Origin of the sequence: Flagellatimonas centrodinii, assembly GCF_016918765.2 — a bacterium.
Lineage (GTDB): Bacteria > Pseudomonadota > Gammaproteobacteria > Nevskiales > Nevskiaceae > Polycyclovorans > Polycyclovorans centrodinii.
In genome coordinates, this window is sequence record NZ_CP092104.1 from 1,212,048 (window position 1) to 1,233,404 (window position 21,357).

Annotated in this window: 22 protein-coding genes; 7 read left to right on the forward strand and 15 right to left on the reverse strand. The window is 67.2% G+C overall.

Annotated elements, in window-relative coordinates; translation table 11 throughout:
* Positions 1-31: 31 nt before the first annotated feature.
* From JN531_RS05750 to JN531_RS05765, 4 genes are all read right to left on the reverse strand, one after another.
* Positions 32-976: an MBL fold metallo-hydrolase gene (locus tag JN531_RS05750; protein WP_228347904.1), complete on the reverse strand. Its 945-nt coding sequence runs from the start codon at positions 974-976 to the stop codon at positions 32-34.
* A 63-nt stretch (positions 977-1,039) separates the two neighbouring features.
* Positions 1,040-1,363, reverse strand: a complete 324-nt coding sequence (locus JN531_RS05755; protein ID WP_228347905.1) for an SH3 domain-containing protein — start codon at positions 1,361-1,363, stop codon at positions 1,040-1,042.
* 120 nt (positions 1,364-1,483) lie between these two features.
* The gene (locus JN531_RS05760; protein WP_228347906.1) at positions 1,484-1,942 is read right to left on the reverse strand and encodes a nuclear transport factor 2 family protein; all 459 of its coding nucleotides are present in this window, start codon (positions 1,940-1,942) and stop codon (positions 1,484-1,486) included.
* Complete coding sequence (locus tag JN531_RS05765; RefSeq protein WP_228347907.1) at positions 1,939-2,319, reverse strand: nuclear transport factor 2 family protein; 381 nt, start codon at positions 2,317-2,319, stop codon at positions 1,939-1,941. The genes JN531_RS05760 and JN531_RS05765 overlap by 4 nt, the downstream gene beginning before the upstream one ends.
* Before the next feature lie 331 nt (positions 2,320-2,650).
* On the opposite strand from JN531_RS05765, the gene JN531_RS05770 reads away from it, so the two are divergent.
* Both JN531_RS05770 and JN531_RS05775 read left to right on the forward strand, forming a co-directional pair.
* Positions 2,651-3,814, forward strand: coding sequence for a helix-turn-helix transcriptional regulator (locus tag JN531_RS05770; RefSeq protein WP_228347908.1), 1,164 nt, complete (start codon positions 2,651-2,653; stop codon positions 3,812-3,814).
* A 73-nt stretch (positions 3,815-3,887) separates the two neighbouring features.
* Positions 3,888-4,265, forward strand: coding sequence for a VanZ family protein (locus tag JN531_RS05775; protein WP_228349974.1), 378 nt, complete (start codon positions 3,888-3,890; stop codon positions 4,263-4,265).
* Here the strand turns inward: JN531_RS05775 and JN531_RS05780 are convergent.
* The 9 genes from JN531_RS05780 to JN531_RS05820 form a co-directional block, all read right to left on the reverse strand.
* Positions 4,237-5,496 carry an MFS transporter gene (locus JN531_RS05780; protein WP_228347909.1) on the reverse strand — a complete coding sequence of 420 codons (1,260 nt, stop codon included), beginning with the start codon at positions 5,494-5,496 and terminating at the stop codon, positions 4,237-4,239. The two genes, JN531_RS05775 and JN531_RS05780, sit on opposite strands and share 29 nt — an antisense overlap.
* Positions 5,493-6,341 (reverse strand): SDR family NAD(P)-dependent oxidoreductase, encoded by an 849-nt coding sequence (locus JN531_RS05785; protein ID WP_228347910.1) that lies wholly within the window; start codon positions 6,339-6,341, stop codon positions 5,493-5,495. The genes JN531_RS05780 and JN531_RS05785 overlap by 4 nt, the downstream gene beginning before the upstream one ends.
* A gap of 11 nt (positions 6,342-6,352) precedes the next feature.
* Positions 6,353-6,841, reverse strand: coding sequence for a nuclear transport factor 2 family protein (locus JN531_RS05790; RefSeq protein ID WP_228347911.1), 489 nt, complete (start codon positions 6,839-6,841; stop codon positions 6,353-6,355).
* Positions 6,842-6,882: 41 nt separating this feature from the next.
* Positions 6,883-7,650 carry an SDR family NAD(P)-dependent oxidoreductase gene (locus JN531_RS05795; protein ID WP_228347912.1) on the reverse strand — a complete coding sequence of 256 codons (768 nt, stop codon included), beginning with the start codon at positions 7,648-7,650 and terminating at the stop codon, positions 6,883-6,885.
* Between the two features lie 77 nt (positions 7,651-7,727).
* Positions 7,728-8,516, reverse strand: a complete 789-nt coding sequence (locus tag JN531_RS05800) for an outer membrane lipoprotein-sorting protein (RefSeq protein WP_228347913.1) — start codon at positions 8,514-8,516, stop codon at positions 7,728-7,730.
* Between the two features lie 112 nt (positions 8,517-8,628).
* Complete coding sequence (locus JN531_RS05805; RefSeq protein ID WP_228347914.1) at positions 8,629-9,618, reverse strand: HupE/UreJ family protein; 990 nt, start codon at positions 9,616-9,618, stop codon at positions 8,629-8,631.
* Positions 9,615-10,541, reverse strand: a complete 927-nt coding sequence (locus JN531_RS05810) for a peptidyl-prolyl cis-trans isomerase (protein WP_228347915.1) — start codon at positions 10,539-10,541, stop codon at positions 9,615-9,617. Before JN531_RS05810 ends, JN531_RS05805 begins: the two co-directional genes overlap by 4 nt.
* Before the next feature lie 5 nt (positions 10,542-10,546).
* On the reverse strand, positions 10,547-12,523 hold the full coding sequence (locus JN531_RS05815) for a DUF3604 domain-containing protein (RefSeq protein WP_228347916.1): 1,977 nt from the start codon (positions 12,521-12,523) through the stop codon (positions 10,547-10,549).
* Between the two features lie 40 nt (positions 12,524-12,563).
* Entirely contained in the window at positions 12,564-13,355 is a 792-nt protein-coding gene (locus JN531_RS05820) for an SDR family oxidoreductase (RefSeq protein WP_436233301.1), read from the reverse strand.
* 94 nt (positions 13,356-13,449) lie between these two features.
* Here JN531_RS05820 and JN531_RS05825 point away from each other — a divergent pair, with 94 nt between their 5' ends.
* Genes JN531_RS05825 through JN531_RS05845 form a run of 5 tightly spaced genes read left to right on the forward strand, consistent with a single transcriptional unit; the run spans position 13,450 to position 18,040 of the window.
* Complete coding sequence (locus JN531_RS05825) at positions 13,450-14,277, forward strand: alpha/beta fold hydrolase (RefSeq protein ID WP_228347918.1); 828 nt, start codon at positions 13,450-13,452, stop codon at positions 14,275-14,277.
* A complete protein-coding gene (locus JN531_RS05830; RefSeq protein WP_228347919.1) occupies positions 14,277-15,074 on the forward strand; it encodes a fumarylacetoacetate hydrolase family protein in 798 nt (265 codons plus the stop codon). Before JN531_RS05825 ends, JN531_RS05830 begins: the two co-directional genes overlap by 1 nt.
* Positions 15,075-15,078: 4 nt before the next feature.
* Positions 15,079-15,996, forward strand: a complete 918-nt coding sequence (locus JN531_RS05835; protein ID WP_228347920.1) for an acetaldehyde dehydrogenase (acetylating) — start codon at positions 15,079-15,081, stop codon at positions 15,994-15,996.
* A 24-nt stretch (positions 15,997-16,020) separates the two neighbouring features.
* Positions 16,021-17,070: a 4-hydroxy-2-oxovalerate aldolase gene (gene dmpG, locus JN531_RS05840; protein ID WP_228347921.1), complete on the forward strand. Its 1,050-nt coding sequence runs from the start codon at positions 16,021-16,023 to the stop codon at positions 17,068-17,070.
* Positions 17,071-17,074: 4 nt separating this feature from the next.
* Positions 17,075-18,040 (forward strand): SDR family NAD(P)-dependent oxidoreductase, encoded by a 966-nt coding sequence (locus JN531_RS05845; protein WP_228347922.1) that lies wholly within the window; start codon positions 17,075-17,077, stop codon positions 18,038-18,040.
* Positions 18,041-18,046: 6 nt separating this feature from the next.
* Here the strand turns inward: JN531_RS05845 and JN531_RS05850 are convergent, their stop codons facing one another.
* Together JN531_RS05850 and JN531_RS05855 are read right to left on the reverse strand one after the other, a co-directional pair.
* Positions 18,047-19,669, reverse strand: a complete 1,623-nt coding sequence (locus tag JN531_RS05850; RefSeq protein ID WP_228347923.1) for an ABC-F family ATP-binding cassette domain-containing protein — start codon at positions 19,667-19,669, stop codon at positions 18,047-18,049.
* 61 nt (positions 19,670-19,730) lie between these two features.
* Positions 19,731-21,347 carry a phytoene desaturase family protein gene (locus JN531_RS05855; RefSeq protein WP_228347924.1) on the reverse strand — a complete coding sequence of 539 codons (1,617 nt, stop codon included), beginning with the start codon at positions 21,345-21,347 and terminating at the stop codon, positions 19,731-19,733.
* Positions 21,348-21,357 lie beyond the last annotated feature (10 nt).

The following is a 21,357-nucleotide window of genomic DNA, read 5'->3' on the forward strand; positions in this document are numbered from 1 at the left end:
CGCGGGCCGCCATCGCCGTTCCGTGCAGCCGCTAGGGTGCGGCGGCTGGCGCCAGGGCCGGCAGCGTCGCCATCACCCGCCGGTCGTGCGCCGGCACCAGCGTCAGTTCGGGCATCTGCTGTGCCAGCCGGTGCAGTTGGACGATGCGCTCGCTCACCACGCCGGCGCGCACATCCACCAGCCGGCGGGTCATCCACGGCCGCTCGGCCGGCAAGGTGATGCCCTCCGCCTGCCACACCAGATCGCCAACGAAGCCATAGCGCTGCCCCTCGGGGAGGCTGACGAAGACGATCACGCTCCCCGGCGTGTGGCCGCCCGACGGCACCAGCACCACCGAGCCGTCATCGAAGACGTCGAGACTGCGGTCAAATCCGAGGAAAGGACCGTCGTCAAAGGCGTATATCTGCCACTCGATGCTGCCCGCCAGGTTGCGGGCCAGGGCCGTCGCCGGGTCGCCGGTGTGGATGAAATCGTGCTCGGCCTGCGGCACCCAGACCGGAACCCCCGGCAGATCCGCCAGACCGCTGACATGATCCCAGTGGGCATGGGTAAGGATCACCCCCAGAAGATCGCCCGGGTCGCGGCCCGCCGCGCGCAGTTGTTGCGCCACGGGAATCTCCTCCTCGTAACGCGACACCTTCTGCATCAGCATCGGTGTGGTGGCGAAATGCGCCGCCACGTCCTCGCCGAAGCCGCTGTCGATCAACAGGCTGCCTTGCGGATGTTCGATCAACACCGCATCCATGCCGAAGATGCGCTCATCGTTGAAAGCGCCGCTGCGATAGGCCATCGCGGCGGCCGAGAACATGCGGCCGGCATGCAGCACCGACAGCCGCACCGGCGGCGGGGCGGGCGGTGGCGCGACGGCCACCTCGGCGCCTTCGGGTACCGGCAGCGTGACGGCGCGGAAGGTCGACGCCAGCGCTACCGCGCCGACAAATAGCAGCACCAGAATACCCACCGTCCACTTTTTCACTGACTGTTCTCCCCCGTTATCAACGCGCATCCTACTCGTCGGGCCTCGACGCCATCGTGGGCGCTACGCCGGGTCAAGCAGCAACGCGCCAGCCTGTACCCATCCGGATCGCTCGTGCAGGCGAACGTACCACCAGGCCCCCTCGCGGTTGAGCACTCGCGCCTGCAGGGTGACCTCGGCGGCACCCGGCACGGAGCCGTCGGCGGCGGCCGCCACCATTCGCGGTTGATCCCGCAGCAGCACGCCGACCTTCAGCGTGGCGGATGAGGACACCACCGGCGTTTGCGCGGCCCCGATCGTCGGCGCTTCACAGTCCGCCGCCGCCCACGACGGCAACCCCCAGCCCAGCACCAGAAGCAGCCCCGCCCCCCGTGAAATGATCGACATTGCTGCAGCTCCGTTCCATGGATTGAGTCCGGATTTAACGCCGCCCGCGGTCGCGCGGCAAGCTCGGGGGCGTTCGGTAGCGGTACGTATTTGACGCTTTCCTGACGCCTTCAGCGCCCATCAGCCGCCAATCGCCGCCTTCATCCAGGACGGCACGTTGAAGTCGTAGCTCTTTTCTTCCGAACGCCGACTGATCCGCCAGCCCGCCGCGGTGCGGCGGTAATCGTCGACGTACCAGAGCCCGAGGAACAGGGTGTCGTGCCCACCCTCGGGCAGCGGCACCACCATCGGGTTGAAGCAGGCGACCCGACCGCGGGCCGTTTCGCCATCAATCGTGAACGCTGCATTGCCGGTCAGGTGCATGTATCCCGGGAAATGCCCCAAGGCTTCCGGCAACCAGGCCTTGATGGTCGGATAGGGGCCGTCAATGCCTCCCATGGCCCGATAATCAATGTAGGCATCAGCGGTGAAAACATGGTCAAGTGCATCGAAATCACGCCGATCAATCGCGTTCGCGTAGGCAATGACGAGGTCCTGCAGCGCCAACCGATCGGCCAGCGCCTGCAGTTCCGGGCTCACGGGGTCATCACCATGTCGGACTTGCCCCAGAAGGCGCGCATCGAGGCGAATTTGCCGTCTTCGGTGAAGGTCATGACGTCAATCACCTGAATGTGGGCTTTGCCTTCGGGCATGTTCAACCGGACATTGAACGCCATCGCTGCCGAATCGCCGTGGGAAGCGCGAATCGGTGCCGCCAGCTCCAGCCGCGCCCCGGTGGCGACCGCCATCTTGTAGAACGCCGCGATTTCCGTCTTGCCGTGCTTCACCGGGCTGCCAACCGGATCTTCCACCGTGGCATCGTCCGCGTACAGGTCGGCGATGGCGGCCGCATCGGCCTGGTTGAAGCGGTCGATATACGCCTGCATGGCGTCTTTCATGGTCTTTTCGTCGGGCATGGGTCCGGGCTTCGGGGAAATGAGCCTGCATCTTCGGCCAGGGCCCGCCGACGGGGACTCATCCATCCGGATGAACCATGGCCCGCGAGGCCGGCCTATGCTGCTGGTGAAGGTGACTCACCAAAACCTACCCCCTTGGTATGGTTTTTTTGACCCTTCATCGATTTTGTCCTTGACGCCAGGTCTGTCGCAGCCGTATTCCTAACGCTCTGCTGACGACGCTCCGCCAGAGAGCCGCGGCACCTGCCCTATCAAGGCGTGGCAATGAGGAGAGTTGTCGATGGCCGTTTCTGCAATTTCAAGTGCCCGCAAGGCGGGCCGGTCTAGCGCCGTGCGCGCCCTTCCCCCCGAGGCCGTGCTGACGCTGGAACGCGTCGATCCACTGCTGACGGCGATCTACGAGGGCGCCACGGAGTCCCCGCCCTGGCGCACGGCCATGGAGTTGCTGCGCGACGAGCTGAAGGCTGCGCATGTGACGCTGATCCTGCGCCCGCCGTCCTCCGACAGCACCGGCATCATGATCAACACCGGCGAAATCACTCGCCAGGGCGTCGAGAGCTATGAAAGCCACTTCTTCGCGATGGACCCGTTTGTTCGCCTCAACGAAGGCGATGTTGTTACGGCCGAAGAGCTGATCGGCCATGCCTGGCTGCAGAGCGCGGTCTATCAGGAGTACCTGAAGCCGCTGGACATCCGCCACCTGCTGGGGGCCGATATCTACACCCGCGAAGGCATCGAATGCCGCCTGCGGGTGACCCGCTCGCACGACGCCGAGCCGTTCTCGGACGCTGACAAGGCCCTGTGCCGCTATCTGCTGCCGCATCTCAAACGTTCGATCCAGACGCATGCCCGTTTCGATTTTCTCGAGTGCGAGCGCAAGCTGTTCGCCGGTACCGTCAACCGCATGCTGGTCGGCATGGTCAGTTATGCCCAGGACGGCAGCATCATTGAAACCAGCCAGGAGGCGCGCCGTATCCTCGCCGAAAAAGACGGCATCTGGCTCACCGGTGACACCCTGTGCGTCGACAGCAGCCAGGAGAGTCGCGAGCTGCAGCGGATGATCCGCCAGGCCCTGTCGGGCACCGAGAGCGTCGCCAGCGATGAGAACGATGGCCCCGGCGTGGTGGAGGCGATGTCGGTCAGCCGCCCCTCCGGCCGGTCGAAGCTCGGGGTGCTGGTTCGCACCATTCCCATGGGCGAGTACTCCGAGAGCCGCCAGCGCCCCGCTGTCGTGGTGTTCCTGCGGGACCCGGAATCCAACGCCGCGCAGCCCTCGCAGGAACTGGTCCGACGCCTGTTCGGCCTCACCCGCATGGAAGCCCAGTTGGCGATGCTGCTGGCCGACGGCCTGACCCTCGACGAAGCGGCCGAGCAGATGAACGTTCGTCGCAACACCGCACGTACCCACCTGCGGTCAATCTTCTGCAAGACCGGCGTCACCCGGCAGACCATGCTGGTCCGCCTGATGCTCAACAGCGTGCTGAGCCTGGGCTGATCCCCACGTTCAGCCGTTGTACGCCAAGGCCCGCTACCCTGCGGGCCTTTTTCATGGAGCGTGATCTGTGCCGATGATTGCCCGCTGGCGCGCCGCCCTGGTGCCGCTGGCCCTGATGCTCTACCTGCTGATCCTGGCAATCGGCAACTGGCAGGGGCTGGGTCGGACGCTGGCCCCGGACACCTCCGACAAGACCCTGCACCTGATCGCCTATGGCGGCCTGGCGGCCCTGATGTTTCTCGGCCTGCAGCAGCCGCCGCTGAAGCGCAGCCTGATCGTGCTCATGCTGACAGCCCTGCTCGGTGCGGTCGACGAGACGATCCAGTCGTTCGTGCCCTACCGCGATGCGGACGCCCTGGACTGGCTGGCCGACATGGCCGGCGCAGCGCTGGTGTGCGGTGTCCTCAGCCTGCTGCGGGCGCTTATCCCGCCGCGCTGGCGGGGGTGCTGATGGACGTTTCCGCCTGCGGCGGCCGCGAGATCAACAGCGTCAACACGCCCGACAGCACGACGAATCCCGACAGCACGGTAAACGGCATGGCATAACTGCCGCTGGTATCGAAGGCGCCACCGACAAAGCCGATCGCCAACAGTCCGATCACCGTGTTGACCGGACTCATCAGTCCCATCGCCGTGCCGAACGACACCTGGCCGAAGCGCTCACCGACCAGTGCGGCCCACACCGGCAGCTCGCCGCCGATGGCAAAGCCGGCGAGACCACAGATCACCAACAACACCGGAAAGCTCGGCTCGCTGACCAGGGTCACCAGCTGCAGCAGGGTGCAGGCCACCGGGACCAGCAGCAGACGTCGCTTGTCGTAGCGGTCGGCGACCGCGCCGAACAACAGCTTGCCGAGAATCGAACATACCGACAGCGCCGACACCAGCAGGGTGGCCTGCGCCAGGCCGATGCCGGCATCGGTGGCATAGGGCACCAGTGATGCGAGCACCGACTGGTTGATGCCGAAGATAAGCCCCACCGAGAAGGCGATGAACCAGAAGTCGCGGGTACGCACCAGTTCGCCGACCGTCCACTGTCGCGACTGCACGGCACTGACGGTGCCGGCATCGGCCGGTGGGGTCAGCCCCAGATCCTGCGGCCGGCTGCGGATGCGCCACAGGACCAGCGCACCGACCACCACCAGAATGATGGCGCCCTGCAACACCAACGCCATGCGCCAACCGAAGCGGTCGAGGTTCCAGGCCATCAGGGGCACCACCGCCACCCCGCCCAGCGAGGTGGCGACCGCCGCCAGCCCAAGCGCCTTGCCGCGGTGCCGGATGAACCAACGCGTCACCAGGGTGTTGGCGGCCAGTGGACCAATGGCGGCCGCGCCCGGGCCGATCAACAACAGAATGCAGAGGGCGCTGAGCTGCAGGGTCGGGGCCAGCCCGACGCCGACAAAACCGGCTGCCATCGCCAGGGTGCCGACCCCCATCACCCACCGCGCCGGGTAGCGGTCCAGCAGGCGACCGATGAATGGCGCCGACAGGCCCATGCCGAGCAGGAACAGGATCAGGCCGGTATTGAGGGTGCCGCGGCTGGCCCCATAGGCCTCGCCCGCCGGGACCACGAACAAGCCGAAGGCGTAGGAGGTGCTGCCGATGGCGAACATCTCGCCGACGAACACCGCCGCCAGCACCCACCAGCCGAAGTACAACCGCGTTGATCCTGCACTCATGTCGATGTGTCCTTGCCGTTGTGGGCGAGCAGCGCGTCGCCGAGTAGCGTCCGGCCATCCAGCGCATGTACCGGGGCCTGGGCCTGGTGCAACAGCGTGCGGCTGACGGCCACCTGCCCGCTGAGGGGGCCGGCCATCAGCCAGGTGGCGGCCTCGGCCATCACCTCGACCGGCTCGATCCAGTCCGGGTGTCGCTCGGCCGACTGCGCGACCACGGCGGCAGCCGCCGCCGTTGCCACGATCTTGTACGGCAGCAGCACGTTGGCGGTGATGCCGCTCCCATGCAGCTCTGCCGCCAGCGCTTCGGTGTAACGGTGCAGGGCCGCCTTGCTGACCCCGTAATAGCCGAGGCTGTGGACGAAGCGGGCAGGGCCGGGATACGGCACCGGCGGTTGCCGTGCCATCTCGCTGCCGATATTGAGGATGCGCCCCCAGCCACGCGTCCGCATGGCCGGCAGCGCCTGTTGGATGAGATCCACCGGCGCATCGAGATTCAATGCCAGCATGCGACGCCGCGCCGGCAGATCGATGCTGCCCGGCGAGGCATAGGCACTGATGCCGGCGGCATTGTTGACCAGCAACTCGACCGCGCCGAACGCCGCGGCAACCCGATCCATCAGGCCTTCGCGGGCTGCGTCTTCCGCAAGGTCGGCGACCACCGCCCGGGCACGGCCACCGCTGGCCACGATATCGGCCATCACCGCCTCCAGCGCGGTCGCCGAGCGCGGCGAGGCCAGCCCCACCACCTGCGCGCCCTCCGCCGCCAACCGTCGGGCAATGGCCGCGCCGATGCCGCGCGAGGCGCCGGTGACCAGGGCCACCCGGCCGTCGAATCGGGGATGCACGGCGCGCTGCGCTATTGCGCAGGCAGCTTCATGCCGGTTTTCGCCAGCAGGTGCGCGGTGATGTTCGGGGTCTCGGTGAAGGGGGTGACGATCTCGAAGATGCGCGAATAGGTAGCGCGCTGGATCAACCACCGGCCGTCACGCTTCACGTAGGTATCGCGGTACAGCGACGATCCGTCGGTGATGATCTTGTTGCGCAGGTCCAGGAACCAGTCCTTGAGGTACCAGGTGCCGGTCGCCTCGGTGGCGGAGGTCACGGTGATCTCCGGATGATTGACGTGGTGCAGGGCAATGGCCTCGCTGTGGAAGGCGTAGCGCAGCGCTTCCATGATCTTGTCGCGACCCTGGGCTTCGAACAGGTAGCTTCCGCCTTCGTAGCGGACACTGGCATCTTCGGTGAACAGGGTTTCCAGCTCGTCGAAACCGGCGGTATCGATACAGCGGCAGTACGCGTACTTGAGCTGACGGATCAGCTCGATGTCTTCCAGGGGCAGCGCCATCCCGGGTTCTCCTCGTGGTGGTGATTGTGGGGGTGTCGGGGTCAGATGCCGAAGCCGCCGGAGACGTTGATCTGCTGCCCGGTGACATAGCCGTTGGTGGCCAGAAACACCGCCGCCTGACCGACTTCTTCCGGTTGGCCCCAGCGCTTCAGGCACAGCAGCTTCTGGGTTTCGTCGACCCAGGCCTGGGTGAACACCCCGCGCTTGGTGAGCTCCAGGAACATGCCGGCTTCGATCACGCCGACCAGCACCGAGTTGGCGCGGATGTTGTGGCGTCCCTCTTCCTTGGCGATGCCCTTGACCAGCGCCTCGTTGGCCGCCTTCGGCGCCACCGACAGACCATCCTTGGCCGGCCACCAGACGTGACCGGCGGAGCCGAGATGGACGTACGATCCGCCACCGCTGTCCCGCAGGTGCGGCAGGGTGGCCTGCACGGCGTTGAAGAAGCCATGCACTTCGATGTCGATCGACTGCCGCCACAGTTCCGGCGTGGTGTCGGCGATGTGCACCTGCTCGACGACCGGCCCGGCGGCCCAAACAACGGTGTGGATACGACCGTGGGCCGCAATGGCGGCGGCCACCGCTGCCTTCACCGCATCCGGCTCGCGGACATCGGCGGCGTGGGCGCTGGCGGTACGGCCGAGGGCCTGGATGTCGGCAACGACCTGCTCGGCCACCTCACGCTTGCGTCGATAGATCACGGCGACATCGGCCCCCGCGCGCGCAAAGCTGCGCGCCACCTCCTGGCCAATCCCGCCGCTGCCGCCGAACACCAATACTGCACCGTCGGTGAACGCTGTCTGCGTCATCCCGCTCTCCCTGTTGTCGTTCAGGGAATCTTTGCCCGCAGCGGCCGGCGCAACCTCACCCGCACAGACGAGAGGCGTTACGGCGCGCGGTAAAAGGCCTCCGGGCTGAACAGCGCGGCCGAGAGATCGGCATCGGTCTGCACCCCGACACTGCGAAATTCGGTGACGCGGCCATCGCGGAGATCTTCCATGGTGGCGGCTGACAGGTAGGCGTGGCCTTTGTCCTCGCGCAGCGCCGTAACCGGCGCCTGCAGGCGCTTGCGCAAGCGATCCCCTTCGTAGAACTCGGCCCGCAGCGGCAGGCACGTCTCGCGGTCGACCCAGGTGCGAACGTGCGTGTAGTCGGTGCGGTCATCGCCACTGGGCGTGAACGACATCAGCCGCACCGCACGGCCGTCAATCTCGTCGTGGCCCTCGATCCGCATCTCCGCGCCACCGAAGGCGCCGGTGAGCTGCTTGAAATCGAAATAGCTGAAGCTGGTGCCGAGCAAGGCGCCGTCGGCGAAGGTGCCGGTCACCTGCCGCACCCTTCGCACCGACGGCAGATACACGTACACGCCATCGCGCAGGAAGTCGGTCGACTGCACCACCAGATAGGCGGCGCCAACCAGATATTCAGGACCCTGGACCTGCAGCGTGGCACGGGTTCTCAGACCCTCGTCGGTTTCGGCGCGGCGGGCGTAAAGGGTGCCCTTGAGCAGCTCGCGCACCTCGCCATTGGCGGAACGGGTTTCCAGCTCGACCTGCTGCGCCCGCAGCGTCGTCGGCACCGTGGCCTGCATGCAGGCCAGCAGCTCGTCTACCGGGCTGGCGGCCTGCGCCACCCCGACCACCAGCATCAGAACACCCAGCATCCAACCTTTCATCGCCCTTCTCCAGCGTCGTGATCCACCTTCGGCAGATCGAATGTTGCAGTGCAGCATAATACGCCTTGGCGACCTCCGCGAACAGCGGCCACGCCAAAATCGAGACAAGACCTCACCACAGCACCGTGGCCCGTTCGAGGCACCAGTACACCGCCAGCCCCCCCATCAGGTGAACCGGCAGTGCCCGCGCCGCGCCGGCAAACGGCGGCAGCCGCCGCTGTCGCCACAGGGCCATCAGCGCCCACAACGGCAACACCAGCGCCAGTTGTCCGAGTTCGATCCCCAGGTTGAAGGCGAGCAGGGCCGGCAACAGCGCGTCTTGCGGCAGGCCGATATCGCCCAGGACGCTGGCAAACCCCAGCCCGTGAAACAGGCCGAAGCCCAACGCCATGAGGTAGGGCCGTCGGCTGAACAATCGTGGCGGCGCAGCGGTGTCGCGGCGGGCCACTTCCAGTGCCAGCACCAGCAGGCTCACCGCAATCACGAACTCGGTGAGCCCGGAATTGACCTGTATCCGGCCCAGCGCCGCCAGACAGAGGGTAATGCTGTGGCCCAGCGTGAAGGCGGTGATGGTCGCCAGCAGCACGCCGGGCTGGCGCACCAGCAAGACCAGGCCGAGTACGAACAGCACATGGTCGAGGCCCAGCAACAGGTGCGAGACGCCGAGCCCGAGATAGCGGGCAAACACCGGCATGGGGGTGCCGGCGGCCGGCACCGTGGCCTGCGGGCGGGCGACATCCAGCAGCTGGGTCACCGCTACACCGCCGGCGGGCACCCAGCGCAACACGACATTGATCCGGGCACGATCAAGGCCGTCGACCTGCAGGGTGCGGCCGACCAGGCCGGGAGGCGGGCAGTGGAGGCTGCCCCGCCGCAGCCGCACCGTCGGATCCGCCGTCGATACCTGATCAAAGCCGCGCACCGTGCAGCCGGGCGGCCAGACCGGGGTCACCGTCCGGTCGCCACGCTGGGCCGAGCTGCGCCATTCGATGTCGGCCACGCCAGGTGCGGTTTCGCGCAACTCCAGCAGTATCGGCGCCAGCGGATGTGCCGCCGCCATGCCGGTGACGAGCAGACCGAGCGCCAGCACCAGCGCCCTCACCAGGGCACCGCCAGTTGCGGGTCCAGCTGCAGTGGGTAGTGTTGCCGCAGCGGGGCCATCGCCGCCCGCAGCGCCTCCGGTTGCCGCGCCGCCAACCAGGCATAGGCCGCCTGCCGCCGGACCGGCGCCAGCGCCGGCGGCTGTGGCGGCCGGTGGTCGATCACCCGCAGCAGATGCCAGCCATAGGCCGATGCCACCGGACCCTGCCAGCGCCCGGGTGCCGCCCCCAGCACGCGCTCGGCGAAGGCCTCACCAAACCGCTGTCGCAGTTGCGCCGGCGACACCGCCGTCAGCTGCGTACCCAACAGAAACGGCTGGCCCAGCCCGGCCGGTGCCGGCTGATCATCGAGCACCCGACGCCGGGCCTGGGCCGCCGCCTCCACGGTCTCGAAGTAGTGCTGCTCGATGTCGTACCGGGCGCTTCGCGCATACCGATCGGCATGGGCCTCGACATAGGTTTCCAGGGCCGCGCGGGGCACCACGGGCGTCTCGACCAGGCGGTCGGCCATGCGCTGGACCAGCCGTCTGCGAACCACCGGATCATGCTGGCTCATGCCCAGCGCACGGGCCTCGCGCAGCAGGTCATCGTCGCTTCGACGGCTGTCCGGGAAGGCGAACCGCATGTTGCGGATCAGGTGCTGACGCACCACCGGATCACCACGGTCGAGCCCGGCTGCCAGCGCCGCCCGCAACAGGCGCTCCTCATCGACCGCCGCTTCAACGGCGGCGCGCAGCTCGACGGCGGAGGGCGCACTGCCCGCCACCGCCCGCCAGTCGGCCTGCACCCGTGCCAGCCAGGCCGCATCGACGGTGATCGGCTCGGGTGCGGCCGCCGGGGTCAGCGCCCGTTGCGCCACAAACAGCACGCCGCCGATCAGCGCAAAGCGCAGGATCGGATGGAGGGCGGCGAATCGCTTCAACATGGCCGCTAGGGTCGGTACCACACCGGGGAGGTCCACGCCCGCTCCTGCACCGTCTTGGGGTAGTCGGCATTGCAGCAGTCAGCGAAGGCGTCGGGCACGCTGTCGGGGTCGGTGCAGTCGACGGCGGCCGCCAGACACTGGCGGGTGGACCAGCGACAACTCGGGTTTTCCACCACACGGGCGTAGTAGAACGCCGACTGCGCAGGATCGAACCCAGGGTCCTGCCAGACCGTACACAGCTGCGGGAACCCGGGACCCGTGGTCTCACAGGTATCGAGGTCGACCGTCGCACCGTTGGCCGGGTTGCCTGCCACATCGAAGACCTGCTCATGGGACTCGCCTGCGGCATCGACCCAGCCCTTGATGATCTGGATCCGCTGCAGCGGCTCCGCGGTCAGCGCCGGATCACGCAGCGCCGACACCGCGAAACGCGGCGCGCCGGCGCCGGCGGGCGGCGGCGGCAGGTCGCTGCCCATCGGCACCCCGACGGCATCGGTGGTGGCGACGAAATCCGCTGCGGCGCAGGCATCTGCGGGCAGATCCCAGCCCCCGAAGAAGCGAACCACCGGCCGATTGCCGCTGGTGGCATAGGCCTCGCGCCGCCGCATCGCGGCGAACAGCGCCGGCCGGGTGTTCTGCTCGGCCCACAGCACCGCCAGTCCGCCCGGGCTGTTCTCGATCAGGTCAGTCAGGCCTTCCGGCACGCTGTCGGTGGCCGCCAGGCCGGCGCCGCCGTGGCCCGGATAGTCGGCTTCCGCCGCCAGGCCGGGGGTGCCGAGATGGGTGTCGGTGCTGCCGATGAAGCCGTACTTGAAGGGGTTTTCGCCCAGCAGCCGTTCCTGCTGCAGCCCCGCCTTCAGGGCCTCGCGGAGAAAGTCCTGCTCCACCGGGGGGCCGGTATTGGCGCCACCAAAACGGTCACCGGTGAGGTTGTTGTAAGGCAGCACCTCGAACCCGCAGAGCTCGTCCTGCATGCCGGCGCCGACCGTGTTGAGGCACTCTGACTGCCCCTTGTGCTGGTAGATCTCGGCCAGCGGCTCATTGCGCTGGCGGGTGGCGGCAAAGGCGGCATCGTAAGGGCGGCCGCTGCGATCCGCCGTTTCGAACATGGTGCCGGCGCTGAGATTGGAGTTGTGCGGAATGCTCAACCACTGACAGCCCTGCTCGGCGCGGCATTGGTCGTCGAGTGCGGTCCACAACTGCTCCGGCGACGGGTGCTCCTGATAGGCCGGCGGAACCTCCGGCACCACCTCGCTGGCAAAGATGACGTTGCGGTGCAGGTTGTTGGACAGCGGCGCGCCGGTCCACTCATAGCCGACGAAGGTGGTGAAGCGACAGTCATCGCTGCGATCGTAATGGGCGTCGGCCGCCTGCTGGGTGTCGCGCCAGGGGGTCTTGGCCGCCTCCAGGCAACGGCGCCCACCCAATCCGCAGTAGGGCAGACGCGGGATGGTGCCCTCACTGCCGATCACCGGCAGGTCGGACACCAGCGGAATCCCCGGCGGCACCGGAAACTGCGGCAGTTCCGGCAGGCCTACGGCGATCAGGTTGAAGATGATGAAGGATTGCGCCGGCGCCGCCCGGTAGAGCAGGCATTCCGGCGAGAAATAGCCGGTGGCGCCGGGGTCGGTGCAGATGGCCACCTCGCCGAACAGCTCGGCGTGATCGGTGACGGCGGCGAAATCCAGCGGCCGCGCCAACTGGCTGAACCGCAGCGGCTCACCTTCCGGGGTGTAGGGTTGAATGCCGAGCCGCTCACCGCGGGCGAAGCGGTAGGCCTCATCGGGAGTGATCACGGTGCCCTGGGTGTTGGCATCCAGCGAATACACGGTGTGAACGTGCAGATCACCGAAGTACGGGTTGCGCAGCGGGTTGGCGTCGACACAGCTACGCTGCTCCGCCCGCGGCGGCCCGAGATCCACCGGCACCGCGTCGCCGCCGCAAGCGGTCAGCCCTGTCAGGGCCCACAGACCCACCGTCATTGCCCGCATCACCGGCCTCCCGCGGACCTCGTGGGGCCCGCTATTGATCTTTGTTGACCGCCGCCGCGTCGAGAAACGCCGGGCGCTCGCCTCCCCCGTGCACCACCAGATTGGTTCCGCTGGCGTAGCCGGCCGCCGGGCTGCTGAGCCAGGCACAGGCCTCGCCAATATCGACCGGCGTCGCCATGCGCTGCAGCGGCACCGTCGCCGACACTGCCTGGATGCCAGCCTCGTCGCCGTAGTGCAGATGGGACTGCTCGGTCCGCACCAGGCCCGGCGACACCGCCACCACCCGCACCTTCGGCGCCCATTCCACCGCCAGCGACTGCGTCAGGCTGAGAATGCCGGCCTTGGCCGCGCCATAGGCCGCCGTACCCGGTGAGGGCCGCAGTGCCGAAATGCTGGCGACGAACACCACCACCCCGCCACCCGCCTGCTGCTGCATCAACCGATTGGCCGCCTGCGCCAACCGCAGGGGCGCCAACAGGTTGAGCGCGATGATCTTTTCGTGAAAGCGCGGCGAAGCCGCAGCGGCGAGGGCGAAGGGGGCCCCGCCGGCATTGTTGACGAGGACATCGAGGCGGCCGTAGCGGCGGTCGATCTCGTCGAACAGGGCGGCAACGGCCTCACTGTCGCGGACGTCGCACGGCAGGAACACGGCTTCGCGGCCGTCGACGGCAGGCAGGGTCTCCGGCGCCGAGCGACCGCAGATCACCACCTGCGCGCCCTGCCGCAGAAACACCTCGCTGATGCCGCGGCCGACGCCCTTGCCACCGCCGGTTACCAGCACCACCCGCGCCTCGCTGCTCACGTCCGTCCTCCCCGGGAACATCCCAGAACTGCGGTGGATGCTAGGCCATCCATGGGGTGGAGCATCGTCTGAACAGGTGAAGCCCGCGCGCAGGCGAGGCGCAACCATGCGCGCCATGAACCATCGACCCGTGCCCGAAGGCCGCTACGCCCGTCTGGCGAACGGCCACCGCATCCACTATCACGACCTGGGTGAAGGCCCGGCGCTGTTGTTCCTGCACGGCTCCGGCAATGGCGCCTGTGGCCATTCAAACTTCAACGGTAACTTGCCGGCACTGGTGGCGGCGGGCTATCGCTGCATCGTCCCCGACCTGCCGGGTTTCGGCTATTCCGACAAGCCCGACCTCGATTACCACCTCGACGTCTTTGTCGAGCACATGCTGCAGCTGCTCGATGCCCTGGACATCGACCGCTGCACACCGGTGGGCAACTCCCTTGGTGGCGCGGTGGCCCTCGGCCTCGCCTTGGCGCATCCACAGCGCGTCGAGCGGCTGGTGCTGATGGCACCGGGCGGTCTCGACGACCTGCCGGCCTATCTTGCGATGCCCGGCATGCAGGCCATGTTCGCCCTCTACGGCAGCGGCAAACCGGTGGGTGAGCCAGAGCTCAAAGCCTTCTTCCAGTCCGCCTTCGTTGTCGATCCGGCCGTTGTCAGCGACCAACTGGTGCGCGAGCGTGCGGCGCTGGCCGTCACCCAGAACCCGAGGGTGATTCAGACCCTCAAGGTGCCCAATGTCAGCGATCGCCTCGGCGACATCCGTTGCCCCACGCTGAGCTTGTGGGGTCTCAATGAAAAGATGATGCCGGACAGCGGCATCATGAAGCTGGCCAAGGGGCTCAAGAACGGTCGCATGGTGCTGGTCCCCAACTGCGGCCACTGGGTGATGATCGAGCACCGCGAACTTTTCAATCGCACGGTCATCGACTTCCTGGAGCACGGCTGATGTCACTGAATTCGGACCGCATCGCCGCGCTCGGCGACGAGCTGTTCGCCGCTTTGCGCACACGCAGCATGCTGTCACCGCTGACCGAACGCGAACCCGCGATCGACATTGACGATGCCTACCGCATCTCGCTGCGCTTTCTCGAACGCCGCATGACCGACGGCGAGCATGTCATCGGCAAGAAGATCGGCGTCACCAGCAAGCCGGTGCAGGACATGCTCGGCGTACACCAACCGGACTTCGGGTTTCTCACCGACCGCATGCGGGTGGGCAACGGCACGGTGGTGAGCATTGCAGGCAGCGGGCTGATCCAGCCACGGGCCGAGGGCGAGATCGCCTTCGTGCTGAAGAAGGACCTGCGTGGCCCCGGCATCACTGAAGATCAGGTGCTGGACGCCACCGATTATGTGCTGCCCTGCTTCGAGATCGTCGACTCCCGCATCCGCGACTGGAAGATCAAGATCCAGGACACCGTCGCCGACAACGCCTCCTGTGGCATTTTTGTCGTGGGTGACGACCGGGTCTCGCCACAGGCGTTGGACCTCGCCGCCGTGACCATGGCCATCACCAAGAACGGCGCCCATGCCGCCAGTGGGCTGGGGTCGGCGGTACAGGGACATCCAGCCACCGCGGTGGCGTGGCTGGCCAACACCCTGGGTCGCTACGACATCCCCTTCCTGAAGGGCGAAATCATTCTCTCCGGCTCGCTGGCACCGCTGCTGCCCGCGGCGCCCGGTGACCGCTTCCACATGACGCTGGCCGGCATCGGCGAGGCGTCGATCGGCTTCGAGGAATAGGGCTGTGAACAAGATCAAGTGCGCCATCATCGGTCCCGGCAACATCGGCACCGACCTGCTCTACAAGCTCAAGCGCTCCACTGTGCTGGAACCGGTATGGATGGTCGGCGTCGACCCCACATCCGAAGGCCTGGCGCGTGCCCGTGAGCACGGGCTGAAGACCACCGACCAGGGGGTCGACGGCATGCTCGAACATGTCCGCGCCGACGGCGTGCAGATCGCCTTTGATGCCACCAGCGCCTACGTGCACAAGGCCAATTCGGACAAGCTCAACGCCCTCGGCGTGATGATGATCGACCTGACCCCGGCGGCCATCGGCCCGTATTGCGTGCCGCCGATCAATCTCAAGGGGGCGATTCTTGGGAATGGGGCCGGCAAGCGCGTGATGAACGTCAACATGGTGACCTGCGGCGGGCAGGCCACCATTCCCATGGTGTACGCCGTGTCACGAGTGCAGAAGGTGCGCTACGCCGAGATCATCGCCACCGTCGCCAGCAAGTCGGTCGGCCCCGGCACCCGCAAGAACATCGACGAGTTCACCCGCACCACCGCCGGTGCAGTGGCGAAGATCGGTGGCGCCGATCAGGGCAAGGCCATCATTGTCATCAACCCGGCCGAACCGCCGATGATCATGCGCGACACCATCCACTGCCTCACCGTCGACGCGCCGAAGCAGAAGGAAATCGAAGCCTCGGTGCGCGACATGGTGGCGGAGGTGCAGAAATATGTGCCTGGCTATCGCCTGGTGAACGGCCCGGTGTTCGACGGCGACCGCGTCACCAGCTACATGCAGGTCGAAGGCCTGGGCGACTTCCTGCCCAAGTACGCCGGCAACCTCGACATCATGACCGCCTCGGCCACCCGCACCGCCGAAATGTTTGCCGAGGAAATCCTCGCCGGACGCCTGACCCTGGCCGCCTGAGGCCCCGCTTTCCGAGAATCCGCCATGAGTACATCCCTGAAAGGCATCAAGATCAAGGTGCATGACATGTCGCTGCGCGACGGCATGCACCCGAAGCGCCACCAGATCACCATCGAGCAGATGCAGTCGATCTCCCGCGGGCTCGACGAAGCGGGCTGCCCGCTGATCGAGGTCACCCATGGTGACGGCCTCGGCGGTGCCTCGGTGAACTACGGCTTTCCCGCCGCCAGCGACGAGGAATACCTGCGCGCCGTCATTCCCGGCCTGAAGCAGGCCCAGGTCTCGGCCCTGCTGTTGCCCGGTATCGGCACCGTCGACCACCTGCGCATGGCGGCCGATTGCGGGGTCAAGACCATCCGCGTCGCCACCCACTGCACCGAAGCCGATGTATCCGAACAGCACATCAACCTCGGCCGCGAGATGGGCCTGGACACGGTGGGCTTCCTGATGATGGCGCACATGATCGCGCCCGAGCAGCTGCTGGAGCAGGCGCTGCTGATGGAGTCCTACGGCGCCAATTGCATCTACGCCACTGACTCCGCCGGCTACATGCTGCCCGACGATGTGACCGCCCGTATCGCACTGTTGCGTGACCGGCTCAAGCCGGAAACCGAAATCGGCTTCCACGGCCATCACAACCTGTCGATGGGCGTCGCCAACTCCATCGCCGCGGTGGCGGCCGGCGCCCGTCGTATCGACTGCGCCTGCGGTGGCATGGGCGCCGGTGCCGGCAACACGCCGATGGAAGTCTTCATTGCCGTGTGCAACCGCATGGGCATCGAAACCGGGGTCGACGTCTTCAAGATCTCCGATGTCGCCGAAGATCTGGTCACCCCGATCATGGACTTCCCGGTGCGCATCGACCGGAATTCGCTGACCCTGGGCTATGCCGGCGTGTACTCCTCGTTCCTGCTGTTCGCCAAACGCGCCGAGGCCAAGTACGGCATTCCCGCCCGCGAACTGCTGCTGGAACTCGGGCGGCAGAAAATGGTGGGCGGCCAGGAAGACATGATCGAGGATCTGGCGCTCACCCTGGCACGCGAGCGCGGCCTGCTCGACACCGCCACTGCCTGAGCCGGTGGGCGCCCATGAGCGGCTGCGGCGCTGGATCGCCCGGCCGGTGTTCGCGCCGGCGGTGGACCTGCGGGGTCGCCGTATCATCGTCACCGGTTGCACCCCCGGCTCGCTGGGCTTCGAGACCGCCCGCACCCTGCTGAGCTGGGGCGCCGACGTCACCGTCACCACCCGCACCGCACCGGAGCGAACCGCAGCAGACCTGCAGGCGGCGGTGGCCACCATCGGCGGCCACGGTGCGGTGGAGGCCGACACCCTGGATCTCGCCGATGCCGGGTCGGTGGGGCGCTTCACCGAGGCCTTCCGCAACCGGCACGCCGGCAAACTCGACGTGCTGGTCAACAACGCCGGCATTCATCTTGATCTGCTGTCGCAGGCCACCGAACCCCTGCGCGCGCCCGACGGCCACGAAATCCACTGGCGGACCAACTATCTCGGCACCCTGCATCTGACCCTGCGCCTGCTGCCACTGCTGCTGGCCAACGGCCGTGACAGTGGTGACGCGCGCGTGGTCAACGTGTCATCGCGGCTGCACAACCGGGGCCGCAATGCCGGCCTGTTCACGCCGCCGGAAAAGCACAATTCCTGGGTCGCCTATGGCCTGTCGAAGCTGGCGCTCAACCACGCCACCTTCGAGCTGCATCGCCGATATGGCGGCAGCGCCGGCCCGCTGCGGGCCTACTGCCTGCATCCCGGCGCGGTCTACACCCACATTGCCGGCAAGGGGCTCGCGGGCAGCCCCCGCGTGGCCCGCGCGCGGACGACGCTGGCGCCGGTGGAGACCCTGTTCCTGCGGACCCCCAGTGAAGGGGCGCAGACGCAGATCTACTGCGCCAGTCACCCAACGGCGGCAGGCGGGCACTACTACCGCAGTTGCGCGGTGGCGCAGCCGACGGCCGACTGCGCCGACACTGGGGTGGCGTCACGGCTCTACGACCAAACGGTCGCCTGGGTCGACCGCCTCGGCTGAGCGGGATCAGCCGTTTCGGAAGTTGCGCTGCGCCTTGCGCCGAGTTTCCCGCAGCCAGGTGGCGTAATCGTCGAGGTCGCCGTCGAACACCGTGCACTCGCCGGCCGACACCCGCCACAGCGTGTCGCAGACGTTCTGCACCAGATGGCGATCATGGCTGACCAACAGCACGGCACCGGGATAGTCGTTCAGCGCCATCTCCAGCGCCTGGCGCATTTCCAGGTCCAGGTGGTTGGTCGGCTCGTCCAGCAGCAGCAGGTTGGGGCGCTGATACGCCACCATCGCCAGCGCCAGCCGCGCCTTTTCGCCGCCGGAGAACGGGGCGATGGGCTCCATCTGCCGCTCGCCGGGGAACGAGAACCGCCCCAGGTAATCGCGCAGACTCTGTTCGCTGGCCCGCATGTCGAGCCGCCGCAGGTGCATGTAGGCACTGGCGGTCGGGTCGAGCTGTTCCAGTTGGTGCTGGGCGTAGTAGCCGACCCGCAGGTCGGGCGAGCGGATGATGTCGCCGCCGAGAAACGGCTGTTGCCCGGCCAGGCTCTTCATCAGGGTCGACTTGCCGGCGCCGTTGGCGCCCAGCAGGGCCACCCGCTCGCCCGGTTGCAGGGACAGCCGCAGGCCGCTGAGCAGAGCGGTATCCCCATACCCCACCTTGCCGTCACTGATGTGGACCAGCGGACTCGGCACCTTTTCCGGGCGACGGAAGCGAAACTCGAACTCGCTCTCCGCCAGGACCGGCGCCACCATCTCCATCCGTTCCAGCGCCTTGATCCGGCTCTGCGCCTGCCGCGCCTTGCTGGCGTGGGTCTTGAAGCGCTGGATGAAGGACTGCAGGTGCGCCACCTTCTCCTGCTGCTTGCTGTGCATCTGCGCCTGCTGGGTCAGGCGCTCGGCGCGCTGCCGCTCGAACTGCGAATAGTTGCCGGCGTACAGGGTGGCGCGCTCGCGTTCCAGGTGCAGGGTGTGGGTGCAGACCGCGTCCAGAAATTCGCGGTCGTGCGAAATCAGGATCAGCGTGCCCGAGTGCACCGCCAGGGTTTCCTGCAGCCACAGCGCCGCGTCCATGTCGAGGTGGTTGGTGGGCTCATCGAGCAGCAGCAGATCGGAGCGCCGCAGCAGCGCCCGCGCCAGATTGAGGCGCATGCGCCAACCACCGGAGAAGCTGGCGACCGGGTTTTCCTGCTGGTCGGGCACAAAGCCCAGGCCATGCAGCAACTGGGCAGCACGGGCGCGAGCGCCATAGCCGTCGATGGTGGTCAGCCGGTCATGCGCCTCCACCAGCGCGTTGACGTCGGCCTCGGTGGCGTGCTGCTCGATGCGCTGCTCCAGATCGCGCAGCCGGGCCTCGATCTGCCGCAGCTCGGTGTCGCCGTCCAGTGCGTAGTCCAGCGCCGGCTGATCCAGCGCCGGTGTGTCCTGCGACACATTGGCGAGAATCACGTTCTTCGACAGATCGATCCGCCCCAGCTCCGGCAACAGCTCACCACGGATGGCCGCGAACAGCGAGGACTTGCCAACGCCGTTCTTGCCGATCACCCCAACCCGTTGACCGGCGTAGATGGTGCAGGTCGCCCCTTCGATCAGGGTACGGGTGTGACGGCGCAGGGTGAGGTTCTGGAGGGCGAGCATGGGGCGCGGAGTGTACGCGCTTGGCGCGCCGGCTTCGTAACCCGGCGGTGGCGGTGCGTCCTCACCCCACCGGCGGCTGCCACTGCTTGAGCAGCTTGAACACCCGATCCGGCCTTGGCGCCATCATCGCGGCGGTGGTCATCACACCCCCCATCAGCGCGCCGCCGACCCCGGCGGTGACCACGTCCTGGCCGGTGGTGTAGAGCCCCTTCACCGGGGTGACCGGGTGCAGCCAGCGTTGTTCGAAGCGCTTCGGGTCGTGGTCGAGCCCGTAGATCTCACCGCGGTCATAGACGCCGAACCACTCGGTGGACAGCGGTGTCGACAGCTCGCAGTAGTCCAGCTTGTCGCGTAGTTGCGGCATCTGCCGGTACAGCCCTTCCAGCAGGCGCTCGGTGAACTGCGCCTTGAGCGCATCGTAGTCCTCACCCCGCTGGTTCCAGGTCTTGTCGGCCCAGGCCTCGAACCATTCGTACTTGCCGAGGGTGATCACCTCCACCGTGCTGCGGTCCGGGTAGTGGCTGACCCACTCCGGGTCCTTCGCCGAGGGGAAGGAGATGTAGAGCATCGGCAGGGTCTTGATCGGGTCGGCCAGAAACCGCTGCACATTGCCTTCGTGGTCGGCATCCGGGTAGACCCAGAGATTGGTTTTCGGCAACCCCAGTTCGGCCGCCGTGCCCTTGAAACCGGCGTACAGGCACAGGTGGCCGGAGGACGGGCGCACCGATTTCATCTTCTCGGGGTAGCCGTGGCGCTGCCGCACGTCGGCATCGAGCAATTTCTCGAAGGTGATACGGGCGCCGGCACCGCTGACCACGGCATCGCCGCGGATCACGCTGCCGTCGGCCATCTCGACGCCGGTGGCGCGGTTGCCTTCGACCACAATGCGCGCCACCCGGGCATAGGTGAACACTTCACCGCCGCCGGCACGGATGACCGGCGCGATGGTGTCGGCCATCTTCCACGAGCCACCCACCGGGTAGTTGCCGCCGGCAAAGTAGTGCTTGGTGACGGCGGCGTGCATCAGGAATGAGGCCTCGGCCGGCGGCAGGCCGTAGTCGCCCCATTGGCCGGTGAGCACGGCGATCAGTTGCTGGTTGCCGGTGAGGCCCTCCAGCACCGCGCGGGTGGACATGAAGCATTCCTTCGGCACCCGCAGCGGTCGAAGGGTGTCGTAGACCCGCGCCAGGGTGGGCGGCATCGCCTTGCCGGCGAAGAAGGTCTGCATGCTGCGGCTGACCTCGGTGACGACGCGGAAATAGGCGTCGATGGCCGCCGATTCGTCCGGGAAATGGCGCTTCAGCTCGGCGGCCAGATTGTCGCGACCGGCGACGAAGTCGTAGTGCTGGTCGCCGATGATGATGCGGTCGTAGACGTCATCCATCGGCGCCCACTGCAACTGGCCGTCAGAGATGACATCGAAGATGCGACGCAGCGGCGCATGCGGTTTGTGCACCTCGCCGATGTAGTGAACGCCGACATCCCACTCGTAGCCTTCGCGCTCGTAGCTGTGGGTGAACCCGCCCGCGGTGTAGTGCTGTTCCAGCACGCAGACCCGCTTGCCCAGCCGGCTCAGCAGCGCCGCGCAGCAGAGGCTGCCGATGCCGGAACCGATCACCACCACGTCGTAGTGTTCTGCCGCGCGGCCGGGCCGGTAGCGTTTGCCGATACGTTTCATGTGGGTCCCT

Bases quoted from the DNA above. Each gene is read 5' to 3' on its own strand.
- JN531_RS05755 (WP_228347905.1), bottom strand. From the start codon at position 1,363: ATGTCGATCATTTCACGGGGGGCGGGGCTGCTTCTGGTGCTGGGCTGG.
- JN531_RS05765 (WP_228347907.1), bottom strand. From the start codon at position 2,319: ATGCCCGACGAAAAGACCATGAAAGACGCCATGCAGGCGTATATCGAC.
- JN531_RS05775 (WP_228349974.1), top strand. From the start codon at position 3,888: ATGATTGCCCGCTGGCGCGCCGCCCTGGTGCCGCTGGCCCTGATGCTC.
- JN531_RS05780 (WP_228347909.1), bottom strand. From the start codon at position 5,496: ATGAGTGCAGGATCAACGCGGTTGTACTTCGGCTGGTGGGTGCTGGCG.
- JN531_RS05790 (WP_228347911.1), bottom strand. From the start codon at position 6,841: ATGGCGCTGCCCCTGGAAGACATCGAGCTGATCCGTCAGCTCAAGTAC.
- JN531_RS05795 (WP_228347912.1), bottom strand. From the start codon at position 7,650: ATGACGCAGACAGCGTTCACCGACGGTGCAGTATTGGTGTTCGGCGGC.
- JN531_RS05800 (WP_228347913.1), bottom strand. From the start codon at position 8,516: ATGAAAGGTTGGATGCTGGGTGTTCTGATGCTGGTGGTCGGGGTGGCG.
- JN531_RS05810 (WP_228347915.1), bottom strand. From the start codon at position 10,541: ATGTTGAAGCGATTCGCCGCCCTCCATCCGATCCTGCGCTTTGCGCTG.
- JN531_RS05815 (WP_228347916.1), bottom strand. From the start codon at position 12,523: ATGACGGTGGGTCTGTGGGCCCTGACAGGGCTGACCGCTTGCGGCGGC.
- JN531_RS05820 (WP_436233301.1), bottom strand. From the start codon at position 13,355: ATGTTCCCGGGGAGGACGGACGTGAGCAGCGAGGCGCGGGTGGTGCTG.
- JN531_RS05825 (WP_228347918.1), top strand. From the start codon at position 13,450: ATGAACCATCGACCCGTGCCCGAAGGCCGCTACGCCCGTCTGGCGAAC.
- JN531_RS05830 (WP_228347919.1), top strand. From the start codon at position 14,277: ATGTCACTGAATTCGGACCGCATCGCCGCGCTCGGCGACGAGCTGTTC.
- dmpG (WP_228347921.1), top strand. From the start codon at position 16,021: ATGAGTACATCCCTGAAAGGCATCAAGATCAAGGTGCATGACATGTCG.
- JN531_RS05850 (WP_228347923.1), bottom strand. From the start codon at position 19,669: ATGCTCGCCCTCCAGAACCTCACCCTGCGCCGTCACACCCGTACCCTG.
- JN531_RS05855 (WP_228347924.1), bottom strand. From the start codon at position 21,347: ATGAAACGTATCGGCAAACGCTACCGGCCCGGCCGCGCGGCAGAACAC.